We start from the raw sequence: 23805 nt of genomic DNA on the forward strand, positions 1-23805 counted from the left end.
TTTCCCACTGCGGCGGCGTGGCTTGGCGCGACGGCGCTTGCTATAATCGCCCATTCTCCGGAATTCCCTATATGACAGACCAATTTTCGAAAAAGGGCGAAGCCTGGTCGGCTCGCTTCTCTGAACCCGTTTCCGATCTCGTCAAGCGCTACACCGCATCGGTCTTCTTCGACAACCGCCTGGCCCAGGTCGACATCCAGGGCTCGCTCGCGCACGCGGAAATGCTGGCCCACCAGGGCATCATCAGCGCCGCCGACTACGCTGAAATCCAGCGCGGCATGGCGCAGATCAAGGGCGAAATCGATGCCGGCAAGTTCGAGTGGTTGCTGGACCTGGAAGACGTCCACCTCAACATCGAGAAGCGCCTGACCGAACTGGTCGGCGACGCCGGCAAGCGCCTGCACACCGGCCGCTCGCGCAACGACCAGGTGGCCACCGACATCCGCCTCTACATGCGCGGCGCCGTGGACGACATCACCGGCCTCTTGCGCGAACTGCGCCTGGCCCTGCTGGACCTGGCCGAACAGCACGCCGACACCATCCTGCCCGGCTTCACCCACATGCAGGTGGCGCAGCCGATCACCTTCGGCCACCACGTGCTGGCCTACGTCGAGATGTTCGGCCGCGACGCCGAGCGCATGCTCGACGCCCGCAAGCGCATCAACCGCCTGCCGCTGGGCGCCGCCGCCCTGGCCGGCACCACCTTCCCGATCGACCGCCTGCGCGTGGCCAGGACGCTGGGCTTCGACGATGTCTGCCGCAATTCGCTGGACGCCGTCTCCGACCGCGACTTCGCCATCGAATTCTGCGCCGCCGCAGCGCTGGTGATGACGCACATCTCGCGCATGTCCGAAGAGCTGGTGATCTGGATGAGCCCGCGCGTGGGCTTCATCGACATCGCCGACCGCTTCTGCACCGGCTCCTCGATCATGCCGCAGAAGAAGAACCCGGACGTGCCGGAACTGGCGCGCGGCAAGACCGGCCGCGTCAACGGCCACCTGGTGTCGCTGCTGACCCTGATGAAGGGCCAGCCGCTGGCCTACAACAAGGACAACCAGGAAGACAAGGAACCGCTGTTCGACACCGTCGACACCCTCACCGACACGCTGCGCATCTTCGCCGACATGGCGCGCGGCATCAGCGTCAAGCCGGAAGCCATGCGCGCGGCCGCGCTGCAGGGTTACGCCACCGCCACCGACCTGGCCGACTACCTGGTCAAGAAGGGCCTGCCCTTCCGCGACGCCCACGAGGCCGTCGCGCATGCGGTGCGCACCTGCGTGGACAAGGGTTGCGACCTGGCCGACCTGTCGCTGGATGAGCTGCGCGCATTCTCGCCGCTGGTCGGCGCCGACGTATTCGACGTATTGACGCTGGAAGGATCGGTCGCCGCCCGCGACCACATCGGCGGCACCGCACCCAACCAGGTGCGCGCGGCCATCGCCCATATCCGCAACGAACTGAAGTAAGCACCACCCGCCGTACCTTCGGGGACGGATTCGCATGTCGCCGCGGCGCGCCCTACCCGGGCTTGCCGCGGCGGTGTGTTGAGGCCTGCGCAGCTGCCATTTGATGTATGCTGTGCCGGCTGTATCGAACGAGACTGCAAAACAGTCTTCAGAGGATGGAGCACTAGACCTGTTATCCCAGGCGACTTTGCATCATCCTCGATGAAGGAACCACCGCGCCAACCCGCGCCGGGCTGCACGGGCGACGACGGTCGGTTTCTACAATATCTAACTGAGGAGAGAACTCGATGCAAATCAATACCATGCTCAAGACCATTCCCGCGCTGCTGCTGGGCGCGACCCTGTCGACCGGCGCGCTGGCCGCCGACATCAAGCTGGGCGTCGCCGAAGCGCTGACCGGCCCGGCCGCCAAGTATGGCGTGGCCATCAAGAACGGCTTCACGCTGGCCGCCGAAGAAATCAACGCCAAGGGCGGCGTCAACGGCAGCAAGCTCGAACTGGTCATCGAAGACGAACAAGGCAAGAAGGAAGAAGCCATCAACGTCTTCAAGAAACTGATCTTCCAGGACAAGGTGCTGGCAGTGTTCGGCCCCACCCTGTCGAACTCGGCCTTCGCCGCCGACCCGATCGCCAACGCCGCCAAGGTCGTGGCCTTCGGCACCAGCAACACTGCTGACGGCATCACCGCGATGGGTCCCTTCACCTTCCGCAACTCCGTGATGGAAGCCGACGTGCTGCCCGTCACCGTCAAGGCCGCCGTAAAGCACTTCGGCATCAAGAAGGTCGCCGTGATCTACGGCAACGACGACGCCTTCACCAAGTCCGGCTACGACGTCTTCAAGGCCACGCTGGAACAGCAGAAGATCCCGACCACCACCACCGAGGCCTATGCCAAGGGCGACGTCGACTTCAAGGCCCAGCTGACCAAGATCAAGGCCGGCAACCCGGACGCCATCGTCTGCTCCTGCCTGGCCGAGGAAGCCGCCAACATCATCCTGCAGACCCGCGCGCTGGGCATGAAGCAGCCGTTCATCGGCGGCAACGGCCTGAACTCGCCGAAGCTGTTCGAGATCGCCAAGGATGCCGGCGACAACACCCTGATGGGCAGCCCCTGGTCGTCGGAAAACCTGACGCCGGCCAACAAGGCCTTCATCGCCGCGTTCAAGACCAAGTTCGGCTCCGAGCCAGACCAGTTCGCCGCGCAAGCGTATGACGCCCTGTACATCATGGCCGAAGCGCTGAAGACCGTGAAGCTGTCGGGCAACCTGGCCAAGGACCGCGACGCCATCCGCGCCGCCCTGCCGGCCGTGAAGATCGACGGCGCCACCGGCAAGTTCGCCTTCCGCGCGGCACCGGCCGTGGCCGGCAAGCAGGTCGGTTTCGACGCCGACCAGGAAGCGATCGTCAACATCGCCAAGGGCGGCAAGTTCGTCCTGCTGAAGTAAGCACCGAAGCGGTCCGGCCTGGCCGGCCGCGCTCCCCGGCAAGTACGGCATGGCCGCCGGCAATGGCGGCCATGTCTGCATCGGGGGCGAGCAAGCAGCGCCGGTGCCAAACCGGTTTCACGGCACGGAATCAGAACAGGCCTTGGGAAAGGCCGCAGTTCCGACGATGCAACGAGGGATACAGCGCCCGCCTGCCGGGGATACGTCAGGCGCGGGAGCATCCCATCACCTAATGCAGGTCCTATGTTAGAACAACAGCTCATCAATGCCCTCTCGCTGGGCAGCGTGTATGCGCTCTTCGCGCTCGGCTTCACGCTGGTCTTCGGCGTCCTGGGCGTGATCAACCTTTCGCACGGCGCGATCTTCATGCTGGGCAGCTACGCCGCCCTGCTGCTGGTCGAGCAGATGGCGCTGCCGCTGTGGCTGGCGCTGATCCTGGCCATGGTGGCCACCGGCCTGATCGGCCTGGTCGTGGACGTGCTGGTCTTGAAGCCTTTGCGCCGCCGCAATGCGCCCCACCTCATTCCCATGATCGCCACCATCGGCGTGGCGATCATGATCACCAACATTTCGCAGGGCATCTTCGGCGCCGAGAACAAGCGCTTCCCGGTGGGCACCATCCCCGAGGAAAGCGTAAGCCTGGGCAACCTGCACATCACCGCGGTACAGGTGGCGATCATCGTGATCGCCTTCGTGCTGATGGTGGTGCTGCTGGGCGTGATGCGCAAGACCCAGCTGGGCCGCGCCCTGCGGGCCATCGCCGAATCGCCCAAGGCGGCATACCTGCTGGGCATCAACGTCGAAGGCCTGTTCCTCCTGACCTCGTTCGCGGCCGCCGCGCTCGGGGGCGCCGCCGGCGTGCTGGTGGGCGTGTCCTTCAATGCGATCTCGCCCTTCATGGGCCAGCCGATGCTGCACAAGGGCATCGCCGTGATCATCCTGGGCGGCATGGGCGACATCCGCGGCGCGATGATCGGCGGCCTGTTCCTCGGCTTCGCCGAGGTGCTGACCGTGGCGTACATCTCAAGCGACTTCCGCGACGCGGTGGCCTTCGGCCTCCTGTTCCTGATCCTGCTGGTCAAGCCGTCCGGCATGTTTGGCAAAGTGCTGGAAAGAAAGGCATAAGACCATGAGCTTTATGGAATGGTGGGATGGCTTCTGGGCCACCTACAACACCGTTATTTTCAGCATCGGCGTCAACGCCATGCTGGCCCTCTCCATCTACGTGACGCTGTCGTGCGGCCTGCTCTCGCTGGCCAACGCCGCCTTCATGGGCATCGGCGCCTACACCGCGTCGCTGCTGACGATGCAATACGAGCTGCCGCTGCCCATCGCGCTGGCCGCCGGCGGCGTGCTGCCCGCGCTGGTGGCGCTGGTGATCGGCATCCCCACGCTGCGCCTGTCCGGGGTCTACCTGGCCATGGCCACGCTGGGCTTCGGCGAAGTGGTGCGCGTGATCGTGCTGAACCTGGATGTCACCGGCGGCCCCATGGGCTTGAACGGCGTGCCGCCGCTCACCGAGTGGTGGCATATCGTGCTGATCCTGGGCGTGACCATCTACGCGCTGGCGCGCCTGCGCCGCTCCAAGACCGGCCGCGCCTTCGAGGCGATCAAGGAAGACGAAGTGGCGGCGCGCCTGATGGGCGTGAACGTGGCCGGCTACAAGCTGCTGGCCTTCGTGATCGGCGCGGCGATCGCTGGCGTGGCCGGCGGCCTGAACGCGCACTTCACCTTCACCATCGGCCCCAACAACTACGGCTTCGAGAACGCGGTCGACATCCTGACCATGGCGGTCTTCGGCGGCACCAGCAACCTGATCGGCCCGATGATCGGCTCGACCATCCTCTCGCTGCTGCCTGAAGTGCTGCGCCACTTCAAGGACTTCCGCCTGGCCATCAACGGCCTGATCCTGATCCTGGTGGTGCTGTACCTGCCCAAGGGCATCTGGGATCCGCGCCGCATCCGCGGCTTCCTGGGCCGCAATGCGCAACAAGCCGGAAAGAAGGTGAAGTGATGCTGTTACAACTCAACCAGATCAGCAAGAACTTCGGCGGCCTGCAGGTGCTGCAGGGCGTGAACTTCAACGTCAACCAGGGCGAGATCTTCGGCCTGATCGGCCCCAACGGCGCCGGCAAGACGACCGTGTTCAACCTCATCACCGGCCTCTTGCGCGCCTCTTCCGGCAGCATCAGTTTCAACGGCGAGGACATCGGCCAGGTCGCCCCGCACAAGATCACCGAACGCGGCATCGCGCGCACCTTCCAGAACATCCGCGTGTTCAAGGAAATGACGCTGCTGGAAAACGTGGTGGTGGGCATGCACGACCACCTGAACTACGGCGTGGCCAGCATGCTGTTCAACCTGGGCGGTTTCCGCAAGGTCGAGAAGGAAGCGCGCGAGCGCGCGCTGGAGCTGCTGTCGTGGGTGCGCCTGGAGCACAAGGCGCACATGCTGGCCGACAGCCTCTCCTACGGCGAACAGCGCAAGCTGGAGTTCGCCCGCGCCCTGGCCACGCGCCCCAAGCTGCTGCTGCTGGACGAACCGGTGGCCGGCATGAACCCGTCGGAGAAGACCGAGCTGATGGCCGAGATCGTCAACATCAAGCAGCGCGGCTTCTCGATCTTCATGATCGAGCACGACATGCGTTTCGTGATGGGCCTGTGCGAGCGCATCGCCGTGCTCAACTTCGGCAAGATCATCGCCGAAGGCACGCCGGACCAGATCAAGAACAACCAGGAAGTGATCGAGGCCTACCTCGGCAAGGAAGAAGCATGACAGGCGCCACCAAACCCATCCTGCAAGTCGAGGACCTGGCCGTCGCCTACGGCCACATCGAAGCGGTCAAGGGCATCAGCCTGACCCTGAACGAAGGCGAGATCACCGCGCTGGTCGGCGCCAACGGCGCCGGCAAGAGCACCTCGCTGCTGGCCATCTCCGGCCTGGTGAAGGCCGCGCGCGGCAAGGTGCTCTTCAATGGCGAGGACCTGACCCGCCTGTCGCCGCACAAGATCGTCGAGTCCGGCGTGGTGCAAGTGGCCGAAGGCCGCGCCACGCTGACCACGCTGACGGTCGAGGAGAACCTCGCGCTGGGCGCCTACACCCGTCGCGACAAGGACGGCGTGGCGCGCGATCTGGAGTGGGTCTACACCCTCTTCCCGGTGCTCAAGAACCGCGCCGCCGGCCTGGCGGGTAACCTCTCCGGCGGCGAGCAGCAGATGCTGGCGATCGGCCGCGCGCTGATGGCCAAGCCCAAAGTGCTGCTGCTGGACGAACCGTCGATGGGTCTCGCGCCGCTGATTATCCAGGAGATCTTCCGCATCGTGCAGGAGATCAACAAGACCGGCATGACGGTGCTGCTGGTGGAACAGAACGTGCGCCAGGCGCTGCGCATCGCGCAGCACGGCTACGTGCTGGAAACCGGCAAGATCGTGCTGGCCGACACCGGCGCCAACCTGCTGGGCAATCCCAAGGTGGTCGAGGCTTATCTCGGCGGTTGACCGGCATTGTCTTGCGCAAGGAAAAACGGCGGCCCTGATGGTCGCCGTTTTTCCTTGCGCCGTTCGACCGAGGTGTCCCGGCAGTCATGGCGCGACGAACGACACTGGGTTCCCGCTTTCGCGGGAACGACAGGGAGTAAGGCGACTTGAGCGCGTGGCGGTATTGGCGACCTCCGCAGTGTCGTCCCTGCGAAAGCAGGGATCCAGTGTCGTGCTACGGCCATCGAAGTGCAACGAACGACACTGGGTTCCCGCTTTCGCGGGAACGACAGCGAGTGAGGTGACTGGAGCGCGTGGCGGTATTGCACTGGGTTCCCGCTTTCGCGGGAACGACAGCGAGTGAGGTGACTGGAGCGCGTGGCGGTATTGGCGACCTCCACAGTGTCGTCCCTGCGAAAGCAGGGACCCAGCGTCGTTCTGCGGCTCCAGAACCGCAGCGAATGAGGCTTGATCCGGACAGTCACCGGGATGACTCGCGTGGATACCCAGAGCGAAATCATGCGATTTGAATGCATCCAGAAAAAATCCGTAAAAAATTCAAATTAGCTGTTGACCACCTCCACGATTACCCTTAATATGCAGCCTCTTTCAAGCACAGCAGCTTCACCGCAGTGCCGAAAAGCCCACGTGGCGGAATTGGTAGACGCGCATGGTTCAGGTCCATGTGCCGCGAGGTGTGGGGGTTCGAGTCCCTCCGTGGGCACCAAAACATAAAAGGTCGATTGATGAAAATCAATCGGCCTTTTGCGTTTTGGGGCACGCGAGCAAAGCGCCTGCGCGCTTTGCGGGTGGGACGAGAAAGCCGGGCCTTGCAAGGCCCGGCGGGGTCGCGGCACGTGACCGAGTCCCTCCGTGGGCACCAAAACATAAAAGGTCGATTGATGAAAATCAATCGGCCTTTTGCGTTTTGGGGCACGCGAGCAAAGCGCCTGCGTTCCCTCTCTTTGTTATTTCTTCTTGCCCGCCTCACGCGGCCGCTCCACCGCCCCGCGCACTTCAAAGCGCACGCTGTCCAGCTCCTTCCCCGCTGCATCCTGCAAGCTCAGCACATGCTTGCCTGGCCACGGCATCCAGTCGTAGGCGAGCTCGTCCTGCGCATTGGCGGCGATGCGCTGCACGCGCACCTGCCCCGCTTTCATCACGGCCTCCGGCATCGCCTTTCCGTCCAGGGCCCAGCGGCTGCCCGCGGGCGCGCCCTGTGCGCGGAAGCGGATGCGCTGGCGCGCCGGCGGGATATCGGGATCGAGCGCGGCCAGCATGCCGGCGGTCGGATAGCTGATCGATGGCCGGATCTCGCGCGCGCGGGCGATGCGGATCTCCGATTGCGCGGTGCCGGGCAGGAAGTATTCGGTGCGCGCGGCCTCGACCTCGTCCTCGTAGCGGATCGCGCGCGCCTCGACGCCGGCCGGCTTGGGCGGCGCCGCGCCCGGGCGGCGCGCGTGCAGGTATTGCATCACCTCTTGCCACACGGGCGCCGCGCCGGTGACGCCGGAGACGTCCCACATCGGCGCGCCGGAAGCGTTGCCGACCCACACGCCGACCGTGTAGGGGGCGGAATAGCCGACGCACCAGTTGTCGCGCATGTCCTTGGAGGTGCCGGTCTTCACCGCCGTCCAACTGCGCGTGGACAGCGCGTTCTCCAGGCCGAAGGTGCGCGCGCGGGCGCTGCGGTCGGAGAGGATGTCGCCGATGATGTAGGACGCGTCCGCATCCATTGCACGGGTGAAGCGCGGCGCGGCGGCCTCGTCGAGCCGTGTGCGCAGCGGCGAATACCGCCCCTGGTTGGCCAGCGCGCGGTAGGCGTTGGCGAGATTGGCCAGGGTGACGTCGGCGCTGCCCAGGGCCAGGCTGTAGCCGTAGTAGTCGCCGCTCTCGCGCAGACCGAAACCGAGCGCCTGCAGGCGCTGGAAGAAGCGCTCCGGCGACACCATCACCAGCGTGCGCACGGCCGGGATGTTGAGCGATGAACCCAGCGCGGTGCGCAGGCTGACCAGGCCCTTGAACTGCTTGTCGTAGTTCTGCGGGATATAGAGGCCGGCCGAGGTGGCCAGGTTGACCGGCGAGTCGTCCAGCAGCGAGGCTGCGGTCAGCCACTTGTGCTCGATCGCCAGCTCATAGAGGAAGGGTTTCAGCGTGGAGCCGGCCTGGCGCTGCGCCACCACGCCGTCGACGTTGGCCGCGGCCGACAGGCTGCCGCTGGAGCCGACCCAGGCCAGCACCTCGCCGCTGGCGTTGTCGATGACGATTACCGCGCCGTCTTCGATGTTGCGCTCGGCCAGGCCCGCCAGCTGGTGGCGCAGCGCCTGCGCGGCGAAGCGCTGCAGCGGCGCGTCCAGCGTGGCGCGCAGTTGCTGGCCGGGCCGGGTCAGCAGCTTGCGCGCCAGGTGCGGCGCGAGCTGCGGCGAGTCGCTGGCGCCCGGCAGCTCGCGGCGGGCGGTCACGCGCGCCAGCGCCAGTTCGGCGGCGCCGTCCATGCCCTGGCATTGCTGCGGCGCGCCCTCGTCCTTGAGGATGGCGCAGGCGCGCTCGGCCACCCGGCGCGGCGCGGCGTTGGGCGCGCGGATCAGCGCCACGGCGATGGCGGCCTCGCTCTGGTTCAGGCCGCTGGGATGCTTGCCGAACATCACGCGCGACAATGCGTGCACGCCGACCAGCTCGCCGCGGAAGGCCACCATGTTGAGATAGGCCTCAAGGATCTGGTCCTTGCGCCAGGAGCGCTCCAGCGACTGCGCCACGAAGGCCTGCGAGACCTTTTGCGAAAACGAGCGCGCGCCGGATTTGCGGCGCAGGTCGTCATAGACCAGCCCCGCCAGCTGCATGGTGATGGTGGAGGCGCCGCGCGTGCGGGTATGCCACAGGTTGCCCCAGGCCGAGGCCGCCACGGCGTTCCAGTCGATGCCGCTGTGCTGGTAGAAGCGCCGGTCTTCCGACGCGATCAGCGCGTCGCGCAGCGCCGGCGAGACATCTTCCAGCTTCACCCAGGCCAGCTTGCGCTCGTCCATATTGAGGCGCACGCGCTGCAGGAGCTCGCCATGACGGTCGTAGAGGCTGGCCTCGGACGGCAGGAAATCACGCTGCACCTCGGCGAAGGACGGCACTGCAGAGGCCGCTGCGGGGGCCAGCAAGATGGCCCCCAGCAGCAGCGCCCGCAGCGCCTTCATCGTGTCGCTTCTGGCATTCATGTCCGCCCGCCCTACTGCTGCGCCTTGACCACCAGCTTCTGGTTCGGGATCTCGCCGAACATCTCGGGCGCGTACATCGCCTCCACCCGCGTCGGCGGCAGGTTGAACTCGCCGGCATTGTTCAGGCGCACCGTATAGCTGATGCTGGTGCGGCCCTTGGGCATGGATTCGTAGTAGGCGCGGTAGGCTTCGAAGCTGCGTTCTTCATAGGCCATCCAGCCCAGGCCGCGGTCGCGCGGCTTGTCCTGGCCGCCCTGCGCAATGGCGGAGTCGCGGCCCAGCCCCGAGCCCAGCAGGGTCGCGCCGCCCGGCACCGGATCGCTGACCACCACCCAGCTCATGTCGGCCTGGGCGTCGATCTCCAGCGTTACGCGCAGTACGTCGCCGCGGGTGTAGGCGCCGGCCTGCTTCTGCTCGATCGCCTCGATCTTGCGCGCGATGCGGTAGCCGCTGGAGAACGGCTGCTTCAGCGGCACCGCCGCCAGGCTTTGCAGCGTCACCCACGGCCGGCCGTTGCCCTCCTGCGTGAAGCGCACGGCGCCGCCGGCGCCATCGGTCTTGGGCCAGGGCAGCAGCAGCTTGCCGCCACCGGCCGCGCCGCTCCATGCCAGGCTCTGGCTGGCCGCCGTGGCGCCGCCTTGCTCCAGCGTGGCGCGGGTGGTGCCGGTGACCGGTTCGGACTCGAACTTGCGCGCGAATTTCTCCAGCGCCAGGCTGCCCCAGACGTTGGCGGTGGTGGTGCCCCAATGGCCGCGCTGCTGGCGGCCGATGGCGCCGGCCACCAGGCGCGGCATGTCGTCGCGCCAGGCCGGGTTGTTCAGTTCCAGCAGGATCAGGCGGTTGGCGTTGGCGTCGCCGCTGCTCATGAGCCACCACCAGTAGTCGCCCTCTTCATTCGAGAAGCCCATGCGCGTGCCCTGGAAGTTCAGGCGCGCGCGCAGGATCTGGTCGGCCTCGTCCAGCTTCTTCTGGCGCTCGGGGATGGCCGGCACGCGCTGCAGGATGGCGATCCAGTCCAGCAGGCCGGAAGTCGGCCACTGGTTGGGATTGACCTGCAGCGAGCCGAGCATGGACGGCTGCACGCGGTTGTAGCGCGACAGCGCCTCCAATGCGGCCAGCTTGCGCACGTCGAGATCCTTCTGCGGCGACCAGAAGTCGCGCGTGATACGGCCCTCGACGAAGCTCGCCAGGCCTTCCAGCATCTTGTCGCGGCTGGCCTGCGGGATCGCGTAGCCGGCTTCGCCGGTGGCCGCCAGCAGGTAGGCCGTCAGCGTATCGCTGCCACGCCGCGCGCCGCTATCGGCCGGCGGGAAGTAGTAGGCCAGGCCGTCGCCGTCGAGGTAGGTCGGCAGGTCCGCCGCCACCTTCTGCCATGCCGCCTCGTCGCGCAGGCCGATGGCCTTGGAGGTCTTCTGCTCCAGGCAGGAGAAGGGATAGTCGGCAAAGTAGCGCGTCAGGGCCTCGCTGCCGCCGGCCAGGCTGGGCTTCAAGGCCGCGGACAAGCCGCCGCGCCCGGGCAGGTTGCCGGCCGGTTGCGACACCGGGATGGCGGCGCTGCGGTCGAGCTGGAACAGCGTGGCCTGCTGCACCGTCACCGGCACTGCCGGCGCCACGCGCTGGGTGAACTTCATCGCATCCTTCGCGTTCTGCCCGCCCTGCTCCTGCGCACTGATTTCCCATGCCAGCTGGGTCACGCCTTCCGGCGCCTGCACCGGCCACATCACCTCGGCCGATTGACCGGCGGCGACCGCCACTTCACGCTCGGGCAGGCTCAGCGCCGAGGCGGGAGCGCCGCCCTGGGCGCGCGCCGCAAGCTTGATCTTCATATCGTGCGTGGTGGTGTTGCGCACCGTGACCGTGCCACTGAAACTGTCGCCCTCGCGCACCAGCGGCGGCAGGCCGGAGATCAGCTGCACGTCCTGCGTCGAGCGGATGCTGATGCTGCCGGTACCGAAATAATCGGTCCCGCTCTCGGCCACGGCGACGATGCGGAAAGAGCTCAGCGCATCGTTCAGCGGCACCTCCAGGGTGGCGCGGCCCTCGGCGTCGAGCACGACGTTCGGCTTCCATAGCAGCAGCGTGTCGAACAGCTCGCGCGTCGGCGCGCGGCCGCCGCCGCCGCCGGCGGGCGTGGCCTTCTTGCCGTAATGGCGCTTGCCGACTACCTGCATCTGCGCGGTGGAGGTCTCGACGCCGTAGCTGCGCCGCTGCAGCATGGCGTGCAGCACATCCCAACTGCTGTTGGGCTGCAGTTCGAGCAGCGCCTCGTCCACCGCCGCCAGCGCGAACTCGGCGCCGGCGGCGGGCTTGCCGTCGGGCAGCTTGACCTGCACCTGCACCTTGGCGGTGGCCCGGATCGGATAGGCCGCCTTGTCGGCCGTCACCGCCACTTGCAGCCTGTGGCCGGCGTCGCCGACGTTGATCTCGGCGATGCCGTACTTCCAGGCCGGCTTGGAGAGGTCGACGACCGGGCCGGGCGCCTGGTACTCGCGGAACTCATGCCACCAGTTGACCGGCTCCTTCCAGCCCCAGACGAAGAAGGAGTACCACGGCACCTCGCGCATGCGGCCGCGCACCGCCAGCACCGACACATAGACGTTGGGGCCGTAGCCGGCCTTGACCGGCACGCTGATCGTCGGATCCTGGCCGGACAATTGCACCACCTGGGTATCGATCACGCCCTCGCGCTCCACCGCCACCAGCGCGGTGGCATAGCGGAACGGCATGCGCACCTGGAACTTGGCGGTCTCGCCGGGCTGGTAGTTCTTCTTCTCGGCCAGGATATCGATGCGGTCCTGGTTCTCGCCGTCGAACCACAGCTCGCCGCGGCCGGTCACCCACACGGAGGAGTAGGCGTTGGAAGCATTTCCGCGCTCATCCTTCGCGCTGGCGATGAGATCCACGTTGCCCGCCTCGGACAACTCGGTGTCGCACATGAACATGCCGTGCTGGTCGCTCTTGCCCGAGCATAGCTTACCGAGGTCCTGCGTGCTCTGGTCGTTTTCATAGGCGTAGAAGCCGCCGACCATACGCTTGCGGTGCGAGTTGGTCTTGCGGGCGACTGCGCGGATCTCGACCGGCACCCCGGCCAGCGGCCGGCCGGCGGTGTCGAGCGTGACGGCGGAGAGCGTCAGCTTCTTCTTGACCGAGATCCAGTTGCCCGCGCGCAGTCCGACCACCACGGCCGAGGGCCACAGCGGCGTGACACTGGAGACGGTCTGCACCTCGCCGTTGGGATCGCTGTAGGTCATCTCGGTGAGCAATTCCTGCGGCCGTTGCACCGCCGGCAGCTTGGCGACCACGGTGCGGCCCGCGCCGTTCTTGTCGAGCGTGACGGCCAGCTTGTCGGCCACGATCTTCTGGTCGTCGGCGTTGCTGTTGCCATCGCCGTCGGCACGCGGCGGGTCGAACGAGAAGCCGTCGTAGCCGGCGATGTTCACCGCACGCGAACGCAGCAGGCTCGATACCCGCACCTGCTGGTTGGCTGCGCCGCCGCCGTTGATGTAGTTCAGCTGCAGGTCCAGCGGCAGTTCCCTGATCGCCACCTGCGCGCCCTTGGGCGGCGTGATGCGCCCCTGCATCAGCGGCAGGCGGAATTCCTCGACGCGGAAGCTGCCGGTGTAATAGGTGCCGCGGCCGTAGCCGTAGCCGCCTTCCTCTTCATTGCCATCGCCGCCGTCATTGCCGGCATTCTGGCCGCCGGCCTTGACCGTGCCCTGGTCCAGCACCACCTCATAGCTGCCCAGCTTGGCCTCCCTGGGTAACGCGAACGTGGTCTCGGCGCTCTTGTTGCCGCGCCAGGCCAGCGGGAACTGGTATTGCTGGCCGCTGCCCTGGTGCGTGATACGCACGCGCGTGGGCAAGTCTTCCCTGCGCACCAGGCCCAGGCCCTGCATGGTCTCGGTGCGGATCACGTGCTTCATCGACACCGTCTCGCCGGCGCGGAACAGGCTGCGGTCGAAGATGGTGGTGGCGCGCGTGGTGGCCGCCTTGTCGGTATCGGTAGGCAGGTTGAAGCGCCAGGACTCGATGCCGTCATTCCATGAGGTCAGGGCGAAGGCCATGTCGGCGCGACCCTTTTCATCGGTCTTGCGCGCGCTGACGAAGAGGCCGTTGATGTCGTCGGCATTGGCCGCGCTGTACGGGCGGTTGGCGCAGGCGTCTTCCAGCGGCGGCAGCACGGCCACGCCGCGGGCGTCGGTCTTGCCCTGCCACAGCTGCGCGCCCTGGCAGTTGGAGACGCGCACCTCGGCCTCGGCCACAGGCTTGGCGTTGTCCAGGCGCGTGACCCACACGGCGCCGTTGGCGCGGCCCAGCTTCACGTGCACTGCCAGGTTGGTCACCAGCGCGCTGGTGCGCACGTACATCGGCTGCGGCTTGCCCAGCAGCGAGGCGCCCAGCTTTTGCGACTCCAGCTCCACCACGTAGAAGCCCGGCTCCTTCAGGGGAATGCCGATCACCTCGAAGGGCCATTCGCCCTCCTTGGCATCCTTCTGCGCCGGCAGGTCGAGTTTCTTCACGCCCGGCTCCTTGGAAAGCAGGCTCACGCCGCGCGAATCGACCTTCTTCGGGTCGCCCCATTTCTCGTGATATTTGTTCAGGCGCGTCAGCCAGGCGATCACGCCGCGGTCGCCATTGCCACCGTCGACCTTCAGGTCGGCTACCTTGCCGGGCAGCGCGCGGCCGTCGGCGCCGCGCACCAGCAGGCCGGATTCGACGCGGCGCAGCGTGACAGGCAGCGTGGGGTCGGCGTTGAGTTCGATGATGCCAAAGGGGGCGGCCGGGAATTTGGCCAACGGCGGGAAATCGGCCAGCGCCGATTTCAGCGGGAAGGACGAGGCATTGCCCAACGCGCGGCCGTCCTCATCCTTGAAGCCGCTCGGCAGCGTGATGGTGAATTCGGACTTCTCGGGGAACGGCGGCTTGAACGTCAGGTCGCGCACCGCATCGCCTTCGCTGCTGTCCAGCGTCGGCTTGATCTTGCCGGTGGTGGCGTTGAGGAGCACCTGTTCGGCCAGCTTGCGCGGCACCGGCGCGGAGAACGACAGCGTCAGCGGCAGGATGGGCGAGCAGGCCGCGTTGGCGTTCTCGCGCTGGCAGGAGAAGCTGGCGCTGAACTCGCTGCGGACCTGGAACTTGAACACCTGCGGCTGCGAGGTGACGATCGCCGGCGCGCCGGCGGCGGCGATGCCGCGATCCCACACCAGCTTCACGTGCGCATCGTTGGGCAGGCGCTGCTGGCATTGCACGATGGTGACCGAGGCCGGGTCGATGCCCTTGGCGAACTCCTGCAGCAGGGCCTTGCGGTCGCCCTCGCCCACCGCCTTGGCGGGGATGCGTTCGTTGATGCCCTCGGCTTCGCAATACAGGTGCTCGCGCACCGAGGCCTCGGTGGCTGCGCCGTTCTGGAACAGGATGAAGGCCTGGTCTTCGGCGATCTGCGACTCGGCATAGGGCTGCACGCGCGTCACCGCCGGACCGCCGGTGCTGAACTGGAAACGGCTCTTGCCGCCCAACGCATTGCCGGCCACCGAGCGGGTGCCGGTGCGCACGCTGAAGCTGCAGCTGGCGCCCGGCGGCAGGTCGCGCTCGAAGTCGAATACCCAGTTCTTGTCGTCGGCCCAGCGCGAACTGCCGGCCACGCCGCAATCGACGTCGAACGGCGAGGCCGCCTTGGGGTCGCCGAACCTGACCATGGATTCGGAGAAGCGCGCCCTCACCTGCCTGATGCGCGACACCTCGCCCTGCGGCGAGAAGGAGACTACGCTGGCGTTGGCGGCCTGCGCGGCGGGCGCCGGCAGCAGCAGCGCAGCCATCGCGGCCAGCCCGGCCAGGCCGCTGCGCCATGCCTTGAGGATTTCCGGCCGGGCGGGAGGAGTTGGTTGGACTTGCATTCCATTTATTCTGGGCATGCAGCCCGCGGCCATGGCGGCTTGCGTTTGCTTCATCTGGCTCTCCGGATCGATCTTGTTGTGATGTCGGCCATGGGCTGCTCCCCCCATACGGCGTCGCTGGCGCTCAGACCAGCTTTGCGGCAAAACGTTGCGCAAGCGGAACTCAATAATGCATGTTCAAAGCTTGTCCTGCAAAAAATCCAAAAAACAGCTGATACGCCGCGAAAGTTGCGTATTGCGATAGTAGACCGCTGAAATCTTTTGCTGATAGCCGCTATAGGCCGGCGCCAGCAATTTCACCAGCCGGCCGCCGGCGATGTCGGCGTCCGACATGAAATTGGACAGCGAGGCGATGCCCTGCCCGTGCAGCGCCAGTTGCCGGATGGTCTCGCCGCTGGAGGCGCGGATCGACGGCTTGATCGGGTAGCGGTCGCCGCCCTCATGGCGCAGCGGCCAGTGGTTCAGCGAGTCGGGCTGGGAAAAGCCGATCAGGCGGTGTTCGGCCAGCGCCTCGACCGAGGTCGGTTCGCCATGACGCGCCAGGTAGCCGGGGCTGGCGACGATGTTGAGCCGCGCCGAACTGAGGGGCTTGGCGTGCAGCGTGGAATCCTGCAGCTCACCGATGCGGATGGCGATGTCGGTGCGCTGCTCCACCAGGTCGATGAAGCGGTCGTTGGTGGTCAGTTCCAGCTCGATGCCGGGATAGGCCTCGCGAAAGGCGCCCACATGCGGCACCACGCAATGGAGCATGAAGGGCACGGCGGCATCCACGCGCAGCTTGCCGACCGGCTTCTGGGTACGCATGCGCACGGTCTCCTCGGCCGTCTCCATGGCCGCCAGGATGCTGCGCGCCTGCTCCAGGAAGGCATGGCCCTCCTCGGTCAGGTCCATGCGGCGCGTGGTGCGGGTCAGCAGGCTGGCGCCCAGCTTCTCCTCCAGCCGCGACAGCGCGCGGCTCACGCCCGAGGTGGTCTGCTCCAGCACCTCGGCGGCAGCCGACAGGGTTCCCGCCTCCACCACGGCGACGAAGGTGCGCAGTTCTTCCGATTGAATCGCCATCCTTGACTCCAAATCAAATATTCTTTGATTCTAACGGTATTTTTCTCAACAAAAGACACTGGCACAATCCTTCCCATCGCTGGCAGAGCGCTCTGGCTTTCCGCCCCGCCGGCCCATCTGGTCTTCATCAACTGATAACGGCCCGCAACCCCGCGGGCTCCTGGGAAGGAATTGAAATGCCAATAGCACTTTGGGCGCTGACCATCAGCGCATTTGCGATCGGAACCACCGAGTTCGTGATCATGGGCCTGTTGCCGGAGGTGGCGGCCAACCTGGGCGTGACGCTCTCCGCCGCCGGCCTGCTGGTGACCGGCTATGCGCTGGGCGTGTTCGTCGGCGCGCCGCTGGTGACCGCCACCACCGGCCGCCTGCCGCGCAAGACGCTGTTGATCGCCCTGATGGTGGTGTTCGTGATCGGCAACCTGCTGTGCGCGCTGGCGCCCAACTACGGCATGCTGATGCTGGGCCGCGTGGTGGCGTCCTTCGCCCATGGCGCGTTCTTCGGCGTCGGCTCGGTGGTAGCCACCAGCCTGGTGTCCAAGGAAAAGCAGGCATCGGCCATCGCGCTGATGTTCACCGGCCTGACCGTGGCCAACGTGCTGGGCGTGCCCTTCGGCACCTGGCTGGGCCAGATGTACGGCTGGCGCGCCACCTTCTGGGCGGTCACCGTGATCGGCCTCGTGGCGCTGGCCGCGACCGCCCTCCTGGTGCCGCGCTCGCAGGGCGGCGAGGAGGCCGACTTCGGCCGCGAGCTGCGCGTGCTGGCCCGTCCCCAGGTCATGCTGGGCCTGGCGATGACGGTGCTGGGCTTCGGCGGCGTGTTCGCGGCCTTCACCTATATCGCCCCGATCCTGACCGACATCAGCGGTTTCCCGCCGGCTGCGGTCTCGCCCATCCTGCTGCTGTTCGGCGTGGGCCTGGTGATCGGCAACCTGCTGGGCGGCAAGCTGGCCGACAGGAAGCTGATGGCCACGCTGGTGGGCAGCATGGCGGCGCTGGCGATCGTGCTGGTGCTGTTCGGCCTGACCAATGAGCACAAGATCGCTTCCATCATCGGCGTGGGCCTGATGGGCATGGCCGCCTTCGCCACCGTGCCGCCGCTGCAGATGCGCGTGCTGGAAAAAGCTACCGGCGCGCCCAACCTGGCGTCCTCGGCCAACATCGCCGCGTTCAACCTGGGCAATGCCGCCGGCGCCTGGCTGGGCGGCCTGACCATCGACCACGGCCCCGGCCTGCATGCGGTGCCCTACGTCGCCGCCCTGCTGCCTATCGCCGGCATCGTGGTGGCCCTGATCAGCTGGAAGATGGACGGCAAGCGCGCCGCCGTGCAACCGGGCGGCAACGTCGAAGCCTGCTGAGCCTCAGCGCCGCGCCCAAAGCCACTGGGTCCCCGCCTTCGCGGGGACGGCAGGGTGTGGGGCGACTCGAATCCCAGTCCTTGCCACCCACTTCCTCTGTGTCGTCCCGGCGAACGCCGGGACCCAGCGTCGTTCAACGGCAGTCGCAACGCCACCGGCGTCCCAATCGCCGCCAGCCCGTTTTCTCGCGCTTCTGATTGCCTGGATCGGTGCCTGCAAACAAAAAAAGAGCTTGCCGCGGCAAGCTCTTTTTCATTGGCAGGCAGGAAGAACAACGCCTCAGGCGCCGCCCTTCTTGATCCACGCGGCCAACTGGTGCGGGCCCAGGCCGTCGTAGTCTTCGAACGGCTGGTGGATCCACGGGTTGGTCGGCAGGTGGTCGACGTGGTAGTCGGGCTCCACGATCGAGCAAGCCTTCCACCACACGACGGCGCTCTTGATCTCGGTGACGGCCGGGTAATGCTCCTTCAGGTGCACCATCACCTTTTGCAGCGTCACGCCGGAATCGACCAGGTCGTCCACCAGCAGGATGCGTCCGCCCAGGGTGCCCTTGGTGATGGTGATGTACTTGGCAATGTCCAGCGAGCTGCGGATGGTGCCGGCGGCTTCGCGGTAGGAGCTGGTCGACAGGATCGCCAGCGGGACATCGAAAATGCGCGACATCACGTCGCCCGGACGCAGGCCGCCGCGCGCCAGGCAGAGCACCTGGTCGAACTGCCAGCCGGATTCATAGACTTTCAGCGCCAGGCGTTCGATCAGGCGGTTGTAGTCGTCCCAGGTGACCCACAGGTCTTTGTCGTCAGAGATCTTCATATCGTGTTTCTTGCTTCTTGTTGCTCGTCGTGCTTGATGCGGGGATTACTTGAACGGGTGGCGCAGGACGATGGTCTCTTCGCGGTCCGGGCCGGTGGAGATCATGTCGATGGGCACGCCCACCAGTTCCTCGATGCGCTTGATGTAGGCGCGGGCGTTGGCCGGCAGCGCGTCCAGCGACTTGGCGCCGACGGTGTTCTCGGACCAGCCGGGCATTTCTTCGTAGATCGGTTCGCAGGCGGCGGCTTCTTCGGCGCCGACCGGGAAGATGTCGACGACCTTGCCGTTGAGCTTGTAGCCGGTGCACAGCTTGAGCGACTCCAGGCCGTCCAGCACGTCCAGCTTGGTCAGGCACATGCCGGAGACGCCATTGATCTGCACCGAGCGCTTGAGCAGCGCGGCGTCGAACCAGCCGCAGCGGCGCGCGCGGCCGGTGACGGTGCCGAATTCATGGCCGACGGAGGCCAGGTGCTTGCCGGTGCCGGCGTCGGTCGGCAGTTCGGCCGGGAACGGGCCCGAACCCACGCGGGTGGTGTAGGCCTTGGTGATGCCCATGATGTAATGCAGCATGCCCGGGCCCACGCCGGTGCCGGCGGCGGCGTTGCCGGCCACGCAGTTGCTCGAGGTGACGAACGGATAGGTGCCGTGGTCGACGTCCAGCAGGCTGCCCTGCGCGCCTTCGAACAGGATCTTGCCGCCGGCGTTGTGCACGGCGTACAGGTCGCTGGAGACGTCGGTGACCATGGGCTTGATGCGCGGCACGTTGGCCAGCGCGTCGTCCAGGGTCTTCTGGTAGTCCACCGGCTGGGTCTTCAGGTAGTGGGTCAGGACGAAGTTGTGGTAGTCCAGGTTGGCCAGCAGCTTCTCGGCGAAGCGCTTTTCGTTCAACAGGTCGGCCACGCGGATGGCGCGGCGCGCCACCTTGTCTTCGTAGGCCGGGCCGATGCCCTTGCCGGTGGTGCCGATCTTGGCGTCGCCGCGCGCGGCTTCACGGGCCACGTCCAGCGCCACGTGGTAAGGCAGGATCAGCGGACAGGCGTCGGACACCTTCAGGCGCGAGCACACCTCCACGCCGGCGGCTTCCAGCTTGTCGATCTCGCGCAGCAGGTCGGGCACGGACAGCACCACGCCGTTGCCGATGTAGCAAGCCACGCCTTCGCGCATGATGCCCGAGGGAATCAGTTGCAGCGCAGTCTTCTTGCCGCCGATGACCAGCGTGTGGCCGGCATTGTGGCCGCCCTGGAAACGCACCACGCCTTGCGCGTGATCGGTCAGCCAATCGACGATTTTGCCCTTGCCTTCATCGCCCCATTGCGTACCGATGACGACGACGTTCTTTGCATTGCTGTTCTGTAACATGACTCAACCCAAGTTTTTGATAATCCAGTTTCCATTGCTGAATTCGACGGCGCGGTCGCAATCGAATTCGTCCTGATCGTTTTCGTGGCCCGGCAGGCTTTGGATCACGATGTCGCCCGCTTGCCGCAATTGCGCTATTTTCTCACGCAGACCGGCTTCGGTGCCCCATGGCGCGCGAATCGCGGCCTTTCTTTCGGCGCCCGGCATCAGCCGCGCCAGTTCGCGCAGGTCCATCGAGAAGCCGGTGGCCGGACGCGCGCGGCCGAAGGCCTCGCCGACGTGGTCATAGCGGCCGCCGCGCACCACCGCGTTGGGCAGGCCCGGCACGTAGGCGGAGAACATCACGCCGCTGTGGTAATGATACCCGCGCAGGTCGGCCAGATCGATGGTGACGGCCGCGCCTTCGTGGCCGGCGGCCAGTTCGACCAGCGCCTGCAGCTCATCCAGGGCCTGGGCGATGCCCGGCAGCGCGGGCAGCGTGATGCGCGCGCGCGCGATGACCGAGAGATCGCCGTAGAGGTTGGGCAATGCCAGCAGCGCGGCGCGCGTGCCGTCCTGGTAAGCCGCGGTGATCTCTTGCAGGCCCGGGACATCCTTGGCTTCCAGCAGGCCGAACAGCTGCGCTTCCTGGCGCTTGGCGGCGGGATCGTTGGCGATGATGGCGCGCAGCACGCCGACGTGGCACAGGTCCAGGCGGATGGTGCGCATGCCGGCCAGGGCCAGCGAGTTCAGCGCCAGCTCCTGGATCTCGGCATCGGCCTCGATGCCGGCATGGCCGTAGATCTCGGCGCCGATCTGGATCGGCTCACGGGTGGCGTGCAGACCGGTCGGACGGGTGTGCAGCACGCTGCCGGCGTAGCACAGGCGGGTCACCGAGGCGCGGTTGAGCAGGTGGGCGTCGATGCGCGCGACCTGGGTGGTCATGTCGGCGCGCACGCCCAGCGTGCGGCCGGACAATTGGTCCACCAGCTTGAAGGTGCGCAGGTCGGTGTCCTGGCCGGCGCCGGTGAGCAGCGACTCCAGGTACTCCAGCAGCGGCGGCATGACCATTTCGTAGCCGTAGAGGCGGAAATTGTCGAGCAGCCGGCGGCGCAGTTCTTCGATCTTGCGCGCTTCGGACGGCAAGACGTCGGCAATGTTTTCAGGAAGAAGCCAGTTAGGCATAGACAAAAAATAAACAGGAAAAAATCGGGATGATGATCCGGCAACCGGCGCATCCTACATCATCAACTGAGCATCACACAGGGTCCGGACGAAAAACCGGGGCGGCCGGACATCGCTTGCCACCCCAATCCTGTGTGCCGGGAAAATTGCCAAGCCGGAACAATGCGCCGGACAAAAAAGCAAAGATGCCCTCTACCAGCGGCATCCATCTTCACCCACGCCGCCCTTCTTGCTGCCGGCGGCGCGGGCCTGTCCTCGTTGTCGGCCTACTTCTTGGAAGCGCTGTTGCTGTTGCCGACACCTTTGAAGTATTTGAAGAACTCCGAGCTCGGATCCACCACCATCACATCATGGCGATTCTTGAAGCTGGCGCGATAGGCCTCGAGGCTGCGATAGAACTTGTAGAAGTCCGGATTCTGGCCGAAGGCCTGGGCGTAGATCTGCGAAGCCTTGGCGTCGCCCGCGCCGCGCGCCTTCTCGGACTCGCGGTAGGCTTCGGCCAGGATCACCACGCGCTGGCGGTCGGCATCGGCGCGAATCTTCTCGGACTCGGCGCCGCCGGTGGAGCGCAGCTCGTTGGCCACGCGCACCCGCTCGGACTTCATGCGCTCGAAGACGGAATTGTTGATCTGGTCGACGTAGTCCACGCGGCGCAGGCGCACGTCGATGACCTCGACGCCGATCTGCTTGGCTTCGCTGGCGGTACGGGCCTGGATCGCGTCCATCACGCTGTTGCGCTGGCTGGAAATCACTTCACGCACGGTGCGCTTGGTGATCTCGTCGTTGAGCGCGGCCTTGACGATCTGCGACAGGCGATCCTGGGTGCGACGCTCGTCGGCGCCGAAGCTGACGAAGTACAGGCGCGGGTCGACGATGCGCCACTTGACGTAGGCATCGACCAGCACGTTCATCTTCTCGGCGGTGATGAAGCGGTCGGCGTCCGGGGTATCCAGCGTCTGGATGCGCTTGTCCAGGTACATCACGTTCTGGAACGGCGGCGGCAGCTTGAAGTGCAGGCCGGGTTCGCTGATCACCTGCTTGACTTCGCCCAGCGCGAACACGATGGCCGAGGAACGCTGGTCGACCACGAAGATGGTGGAGGAAGCCAGCCAGATCGCCACGACGGCGACGATGACGGATGTGACGAGGCGGCCCATCAGCGCACCTCCCTTTCACGCGACTCGCGCGGATCCCTGGTTCTGATGTCGCGCGTCACGTCGGAGGAGTACACGGTGTCATTTCCCGAAGTCGAATTGTTCGATGCTGCGCCGGCGGCCGCGGGGGCCTGGGCGCCCGATGGCTGGGCCGGCTTGCCGGCCGCCGCAGCGGCGTCGCTTTGCTGGATCAGCTTGTCCAGCGGCAGGTACAGCAGGTTGCTGCCGGACTTGGCGTCCACCATCACCTTGGTGGTGTTGGCGAAGATCTGCTGCATGGTTTCGATGTACATGCGGTCGCGCGTCACGGCCGGCGCCTTTTGGTATTCATCCAGCACCTGGCGGAAGCGCGCGGCATCGCCCTCGGCATTGGCCACCACGCGCGAGCGATAGGCCTCGGCCTCTTCCAGCAGGCGCGAAGCGGCGCCGGAGGCGCGCGGGATGACGTCGTTGGCGTAGGCCTGGCCTTCGTTCTTGAGGCGCTCGCGGTCCTGCCCTGCCTTGACGGCGTCGTCGAAGGCGGCCTGCACCTGCTCGGGCGGCTGCACACCCTGCATGGTCACGTTGGTGATCTGCACGCCGGACTTGTAGCGGTCCAGGATCTGCTGCATGCGCTGGCTCACGTCCAGCGCCACCTTTTCGCGGCCCTCGTACAGGACGAAGTCCATCTTGCTGCGGCCGACGATCTCGCGGATCGCGGTCTCGGCGACCTGGCGCACGGAGTCGTCCTGGTCGCGGTTGTTGAACAGCCATTCGGCGGCGTTCTTGAGCTTGTACTGGACGGCGAACTGGATGTCGATGATGTTCTCGTCGTCGGTCAGCATCAGCGATTCCTTGAGCTGCTTGTTGCGCACACTGCCGCGGTAGCCGATTTCGGCGGTGCGCACCTGCGACATGTTGACGATCTCATGCCCCTGGATCGGGTACGGCCAGCGCCAGTTGAAGCCCGGCAGCGTGGTATGGCTGTAGCGGCCGAAGGTGGTCACCACGGCGGTCTGGCCTTCCTGCACGATGAAGAAGCCGCTGGCCAGCCACAGGAACACGACGATGATGGCGATTACGCCCACGCCGATGCCGGCGCCCTTGACGTCGCCGCGGTTGAAGCCGCCGCCGCCATCGGACGAACCGCCGCCGCCCTTGCGACCGAACATGCCGGAAAGACGCTGGTTGAAGTCGCGCCAGAGCTGGTCGAGGTCGGGCGGGCCGTCATTGCTGCCGGCCGGCTTTTCGGGTCGCTTGTCGGGTCGGTTGTCGCCGTTACTTCCGTTATTCTGATTCTCGCGGTTGTCGTCCTGCGAACCACGCCCCCATTGGGGATCGTTCAACGAGAACTTCACACCGATTTTCTTGAATAAAGACAAGAGCATGCGTTTGCGATCCGGCTGTAGTGATTGAAAAGAGAATCAAGGAGGAG

General features: G+C 66.2%; 15 protein-coding genes and 1 tRNA gene. 8 read left to right on the forward strand and 8 right to left on the reverse strand.

Annotated features, from left to right (window positions below):
- Positions 1-71 precede the first annotated feature (71 nt).
- The 7 genes from argH (at position 72) to Herbaro_RS13705 (ending at position 7114) form a co-directional block, all read left to right on the forward strand.
- Positions 72-1466 carry an argininosuccinate lyase gene (gene argH, locus Herbaro_RS13675; RefSeq protein ID WP_275010179.1) on the forward strand — a complete coding sequence of 465 codons (1395 nt, stop codon included), beginning with the start codon at positions 72-74 and terminating at the stop codon, positions 1464-1466.
- Between the two features lie 287 nt (positions 1467-1753).
- A complete protein-coding gene (locus Herbaro_RS13680; protein WP_275010180.1) occupies positions 1754-2911 on the forward strand; it encodes an ABC transporter substrate-binding protein in 1158 nt (385 codons plus the stop codon).
- 243 nt (positions 2912-3154) lie between these two features.
- Positions 3155-4036 (forward strand): branched-chain amino acid ABC transporter permease, encoded by an 882-nt coding sequence (locus tag Herbaro_RS13685; protein ID WP_275010181.1) that lies wholly within the window; start codon positions 3155-3157, stop codon positions 4034-4036.
- A gap of 4 nt (positions 4037-4040) precedes the next feature.
- Positions 4041-4925, forward strand: coding sequence for a branched-chain amino acid ABC transporter permease (locus tag Herbaro_RS13690; RefSeq protein ID WP_275010182.1), 885 nt, complete (start codon positions 4041-4043; stop codon positions 4923-4925).
- Positions 4925-5686, forward strand: coding sequence for an ABC transporter ATP-binding protein (locus Herbaro_RS13695; RefSeq protein WP_275010183.1), 762 nt, complete (start codon positions 4925-4927; stop codon positions 5684-5686). Before Herbaro_RS13690 ends, Herbaro_RS13695 begins: the two co-directional genes overlap by 1 nt.
- Positions 5683-6408, forward strand: a complete 726-nt coding sequence (locus Herbaro_RS13700) for an ABC transporter ATP-binding protein (RefSeq protein ID WP_275010184.1) — start codon at positions 5683-5685, stop codon at positions 6406-6408. The genes Herbaro_RS13695 and Herbaro_RS13700 overlap by 4 nt, the downstream gene beginning before the upstream one ends.
- A 621-nt stretch (positions 6409-7029) precedes the next feature.
- Positions 7030-7114, forward strand: a tRNA-Leu gene (locus Herbaro_RS13705).
- A 241-nt stretch (positions 7115-7355) separates the two neighbouring features.
- Here Herbaro_RS13705 and pbpC read toward each other — a convergent pair.
- The 3 genes from pbpC to Herbaro_RS13720 form a co-directional block, all read right to left on the reverse strand.
- Positions 7356-9590 (reverse strand): penicillin-binding protein 1C, encoded by a 2235-nt coding sequence (gene pbpC, locus Herbaro_RS13710; protein ID WP_275010185.1) that lies wholly within the window; start codon positions 9588-9590, stop codon positions 7356-7358.
- Positions 9591-9601: 11 nt separating this feature from the next.
- Positions 9602-15406 carry an alpha-2-macroglobulin family protein gene (locus tag Herbaro_RS13715; RefSeq protein ID WP_275014017.1) on the reverse strand — a complete coding sequence of 1935 codons (5805 nt, stop codon included), beginning with the start codon at positions 15404-15406 and terminating at the stop codon, positions 9602-9604.
- A gap of 255 nt (positions 15407-15661) precedes the next feature.
- Positions 15662-16543, reverse strand: coding sequence for a LysR family transcriptional regulator (locus Herbaro_RS13720; RefSeq protein ID WP_275010186.1), 882 nt, complete (start codon positions 16541-16543; stop codon positions 15662-15664).
- A gap of 176 nt (positions 16544-16719) precedes the next feature.
- Between Herbaro_RS13720 and Herbaro_RS13725 the strand changes: the two genes are divergently transcribed.
- On the forward strand, positions 16720-17901 hold the full coding sequence (locus Herbaro_RS13725) for an MFS transporter (protein WP_275010187.1): 1182 nt from the start codon (positions 16720-16722) through the stop codon (positions 17899-17901).
- Between the two features lie 279 nt (positions 17902-18180).
- Here Herbaro_RS13725 and Herbaro_RS13730 read toward each other — a convergent pair whose 3' ends face one another.
- The 5 genes from Herbaro_RS13730 to hflK form a co-directional block, all read right to left on the reverse strand.
- The gene (locus Herbaro_RS13730; protein ID WP_275010188.1) at positions 18181-18714 is read right to left on the reverse strand and encodes a phosphoribosyltransferase; all 534 of its coding nucleotides are present in this window, start codon (positions 18712-18714) and stop codon (positions 18181-18183) included.
- A gap of 45 nt (positions 18715-18759) precedes the next feature.
- Positions 18760-20073, reverse strand: coding sequence for an adenylosuccinate synthase (locus Herbaro_RS13735; protein ID WP_275010189.1), 1314 nt, complete (start codon positions 20071-20073; stop codon positions 18760-18762).
- Between the two features lie 3 nt (positions 20074-20076).
- Positions 20077-21237: an ATP phosphoribosyltransferase regulatory subunit gene (locus tag Herbaro_RS13740; RefSeq protein WP_275010190.1), complete on the reverse strand. Its 1161-nt coding sequence runs from the start codon at positions 21235-21237 to the stop codon at positions 20077-20079.
- Between the two features lie 266 nt (positions 21238-21503).
- Positions 21504-22394: a protease modulator HflC gene (gene hflC, locus Herbaro_RS13745; RefSeq protein ID WP_275010191.1), complete on the reverse strand. Its 891-nt coding sequence runs from the start codon at positions 22392-22394 to the stop codon at positions 21504-21506.
- Complete coding sequence (hflK, locus tag Herbaro_RS13750) at positions 22394-23758, reverse strand: FtsH protease activity modulator HflK (protein WP_275010192.1); 1365 nt, start codon at positions 23756-23758, stop codon at positions 22394-22396. The genes hflC and hflK overlap by 1 nt, the downstream gene beginning before the upstream one ends.
- Between the last annotated feature and the right edge of the window lie 47 nt (positions 23759-23805).

This window comes from Herbaspirillum sp. WKF16, from assembly GCF_028993615.1.
In the GTDB taxonomy this organism is placed as follows: Bacteria; Pseudomonadota; Gammaproteobacteria; order Burkholderiales; family Burkholderiaceae_D; genus Herbaspirillum.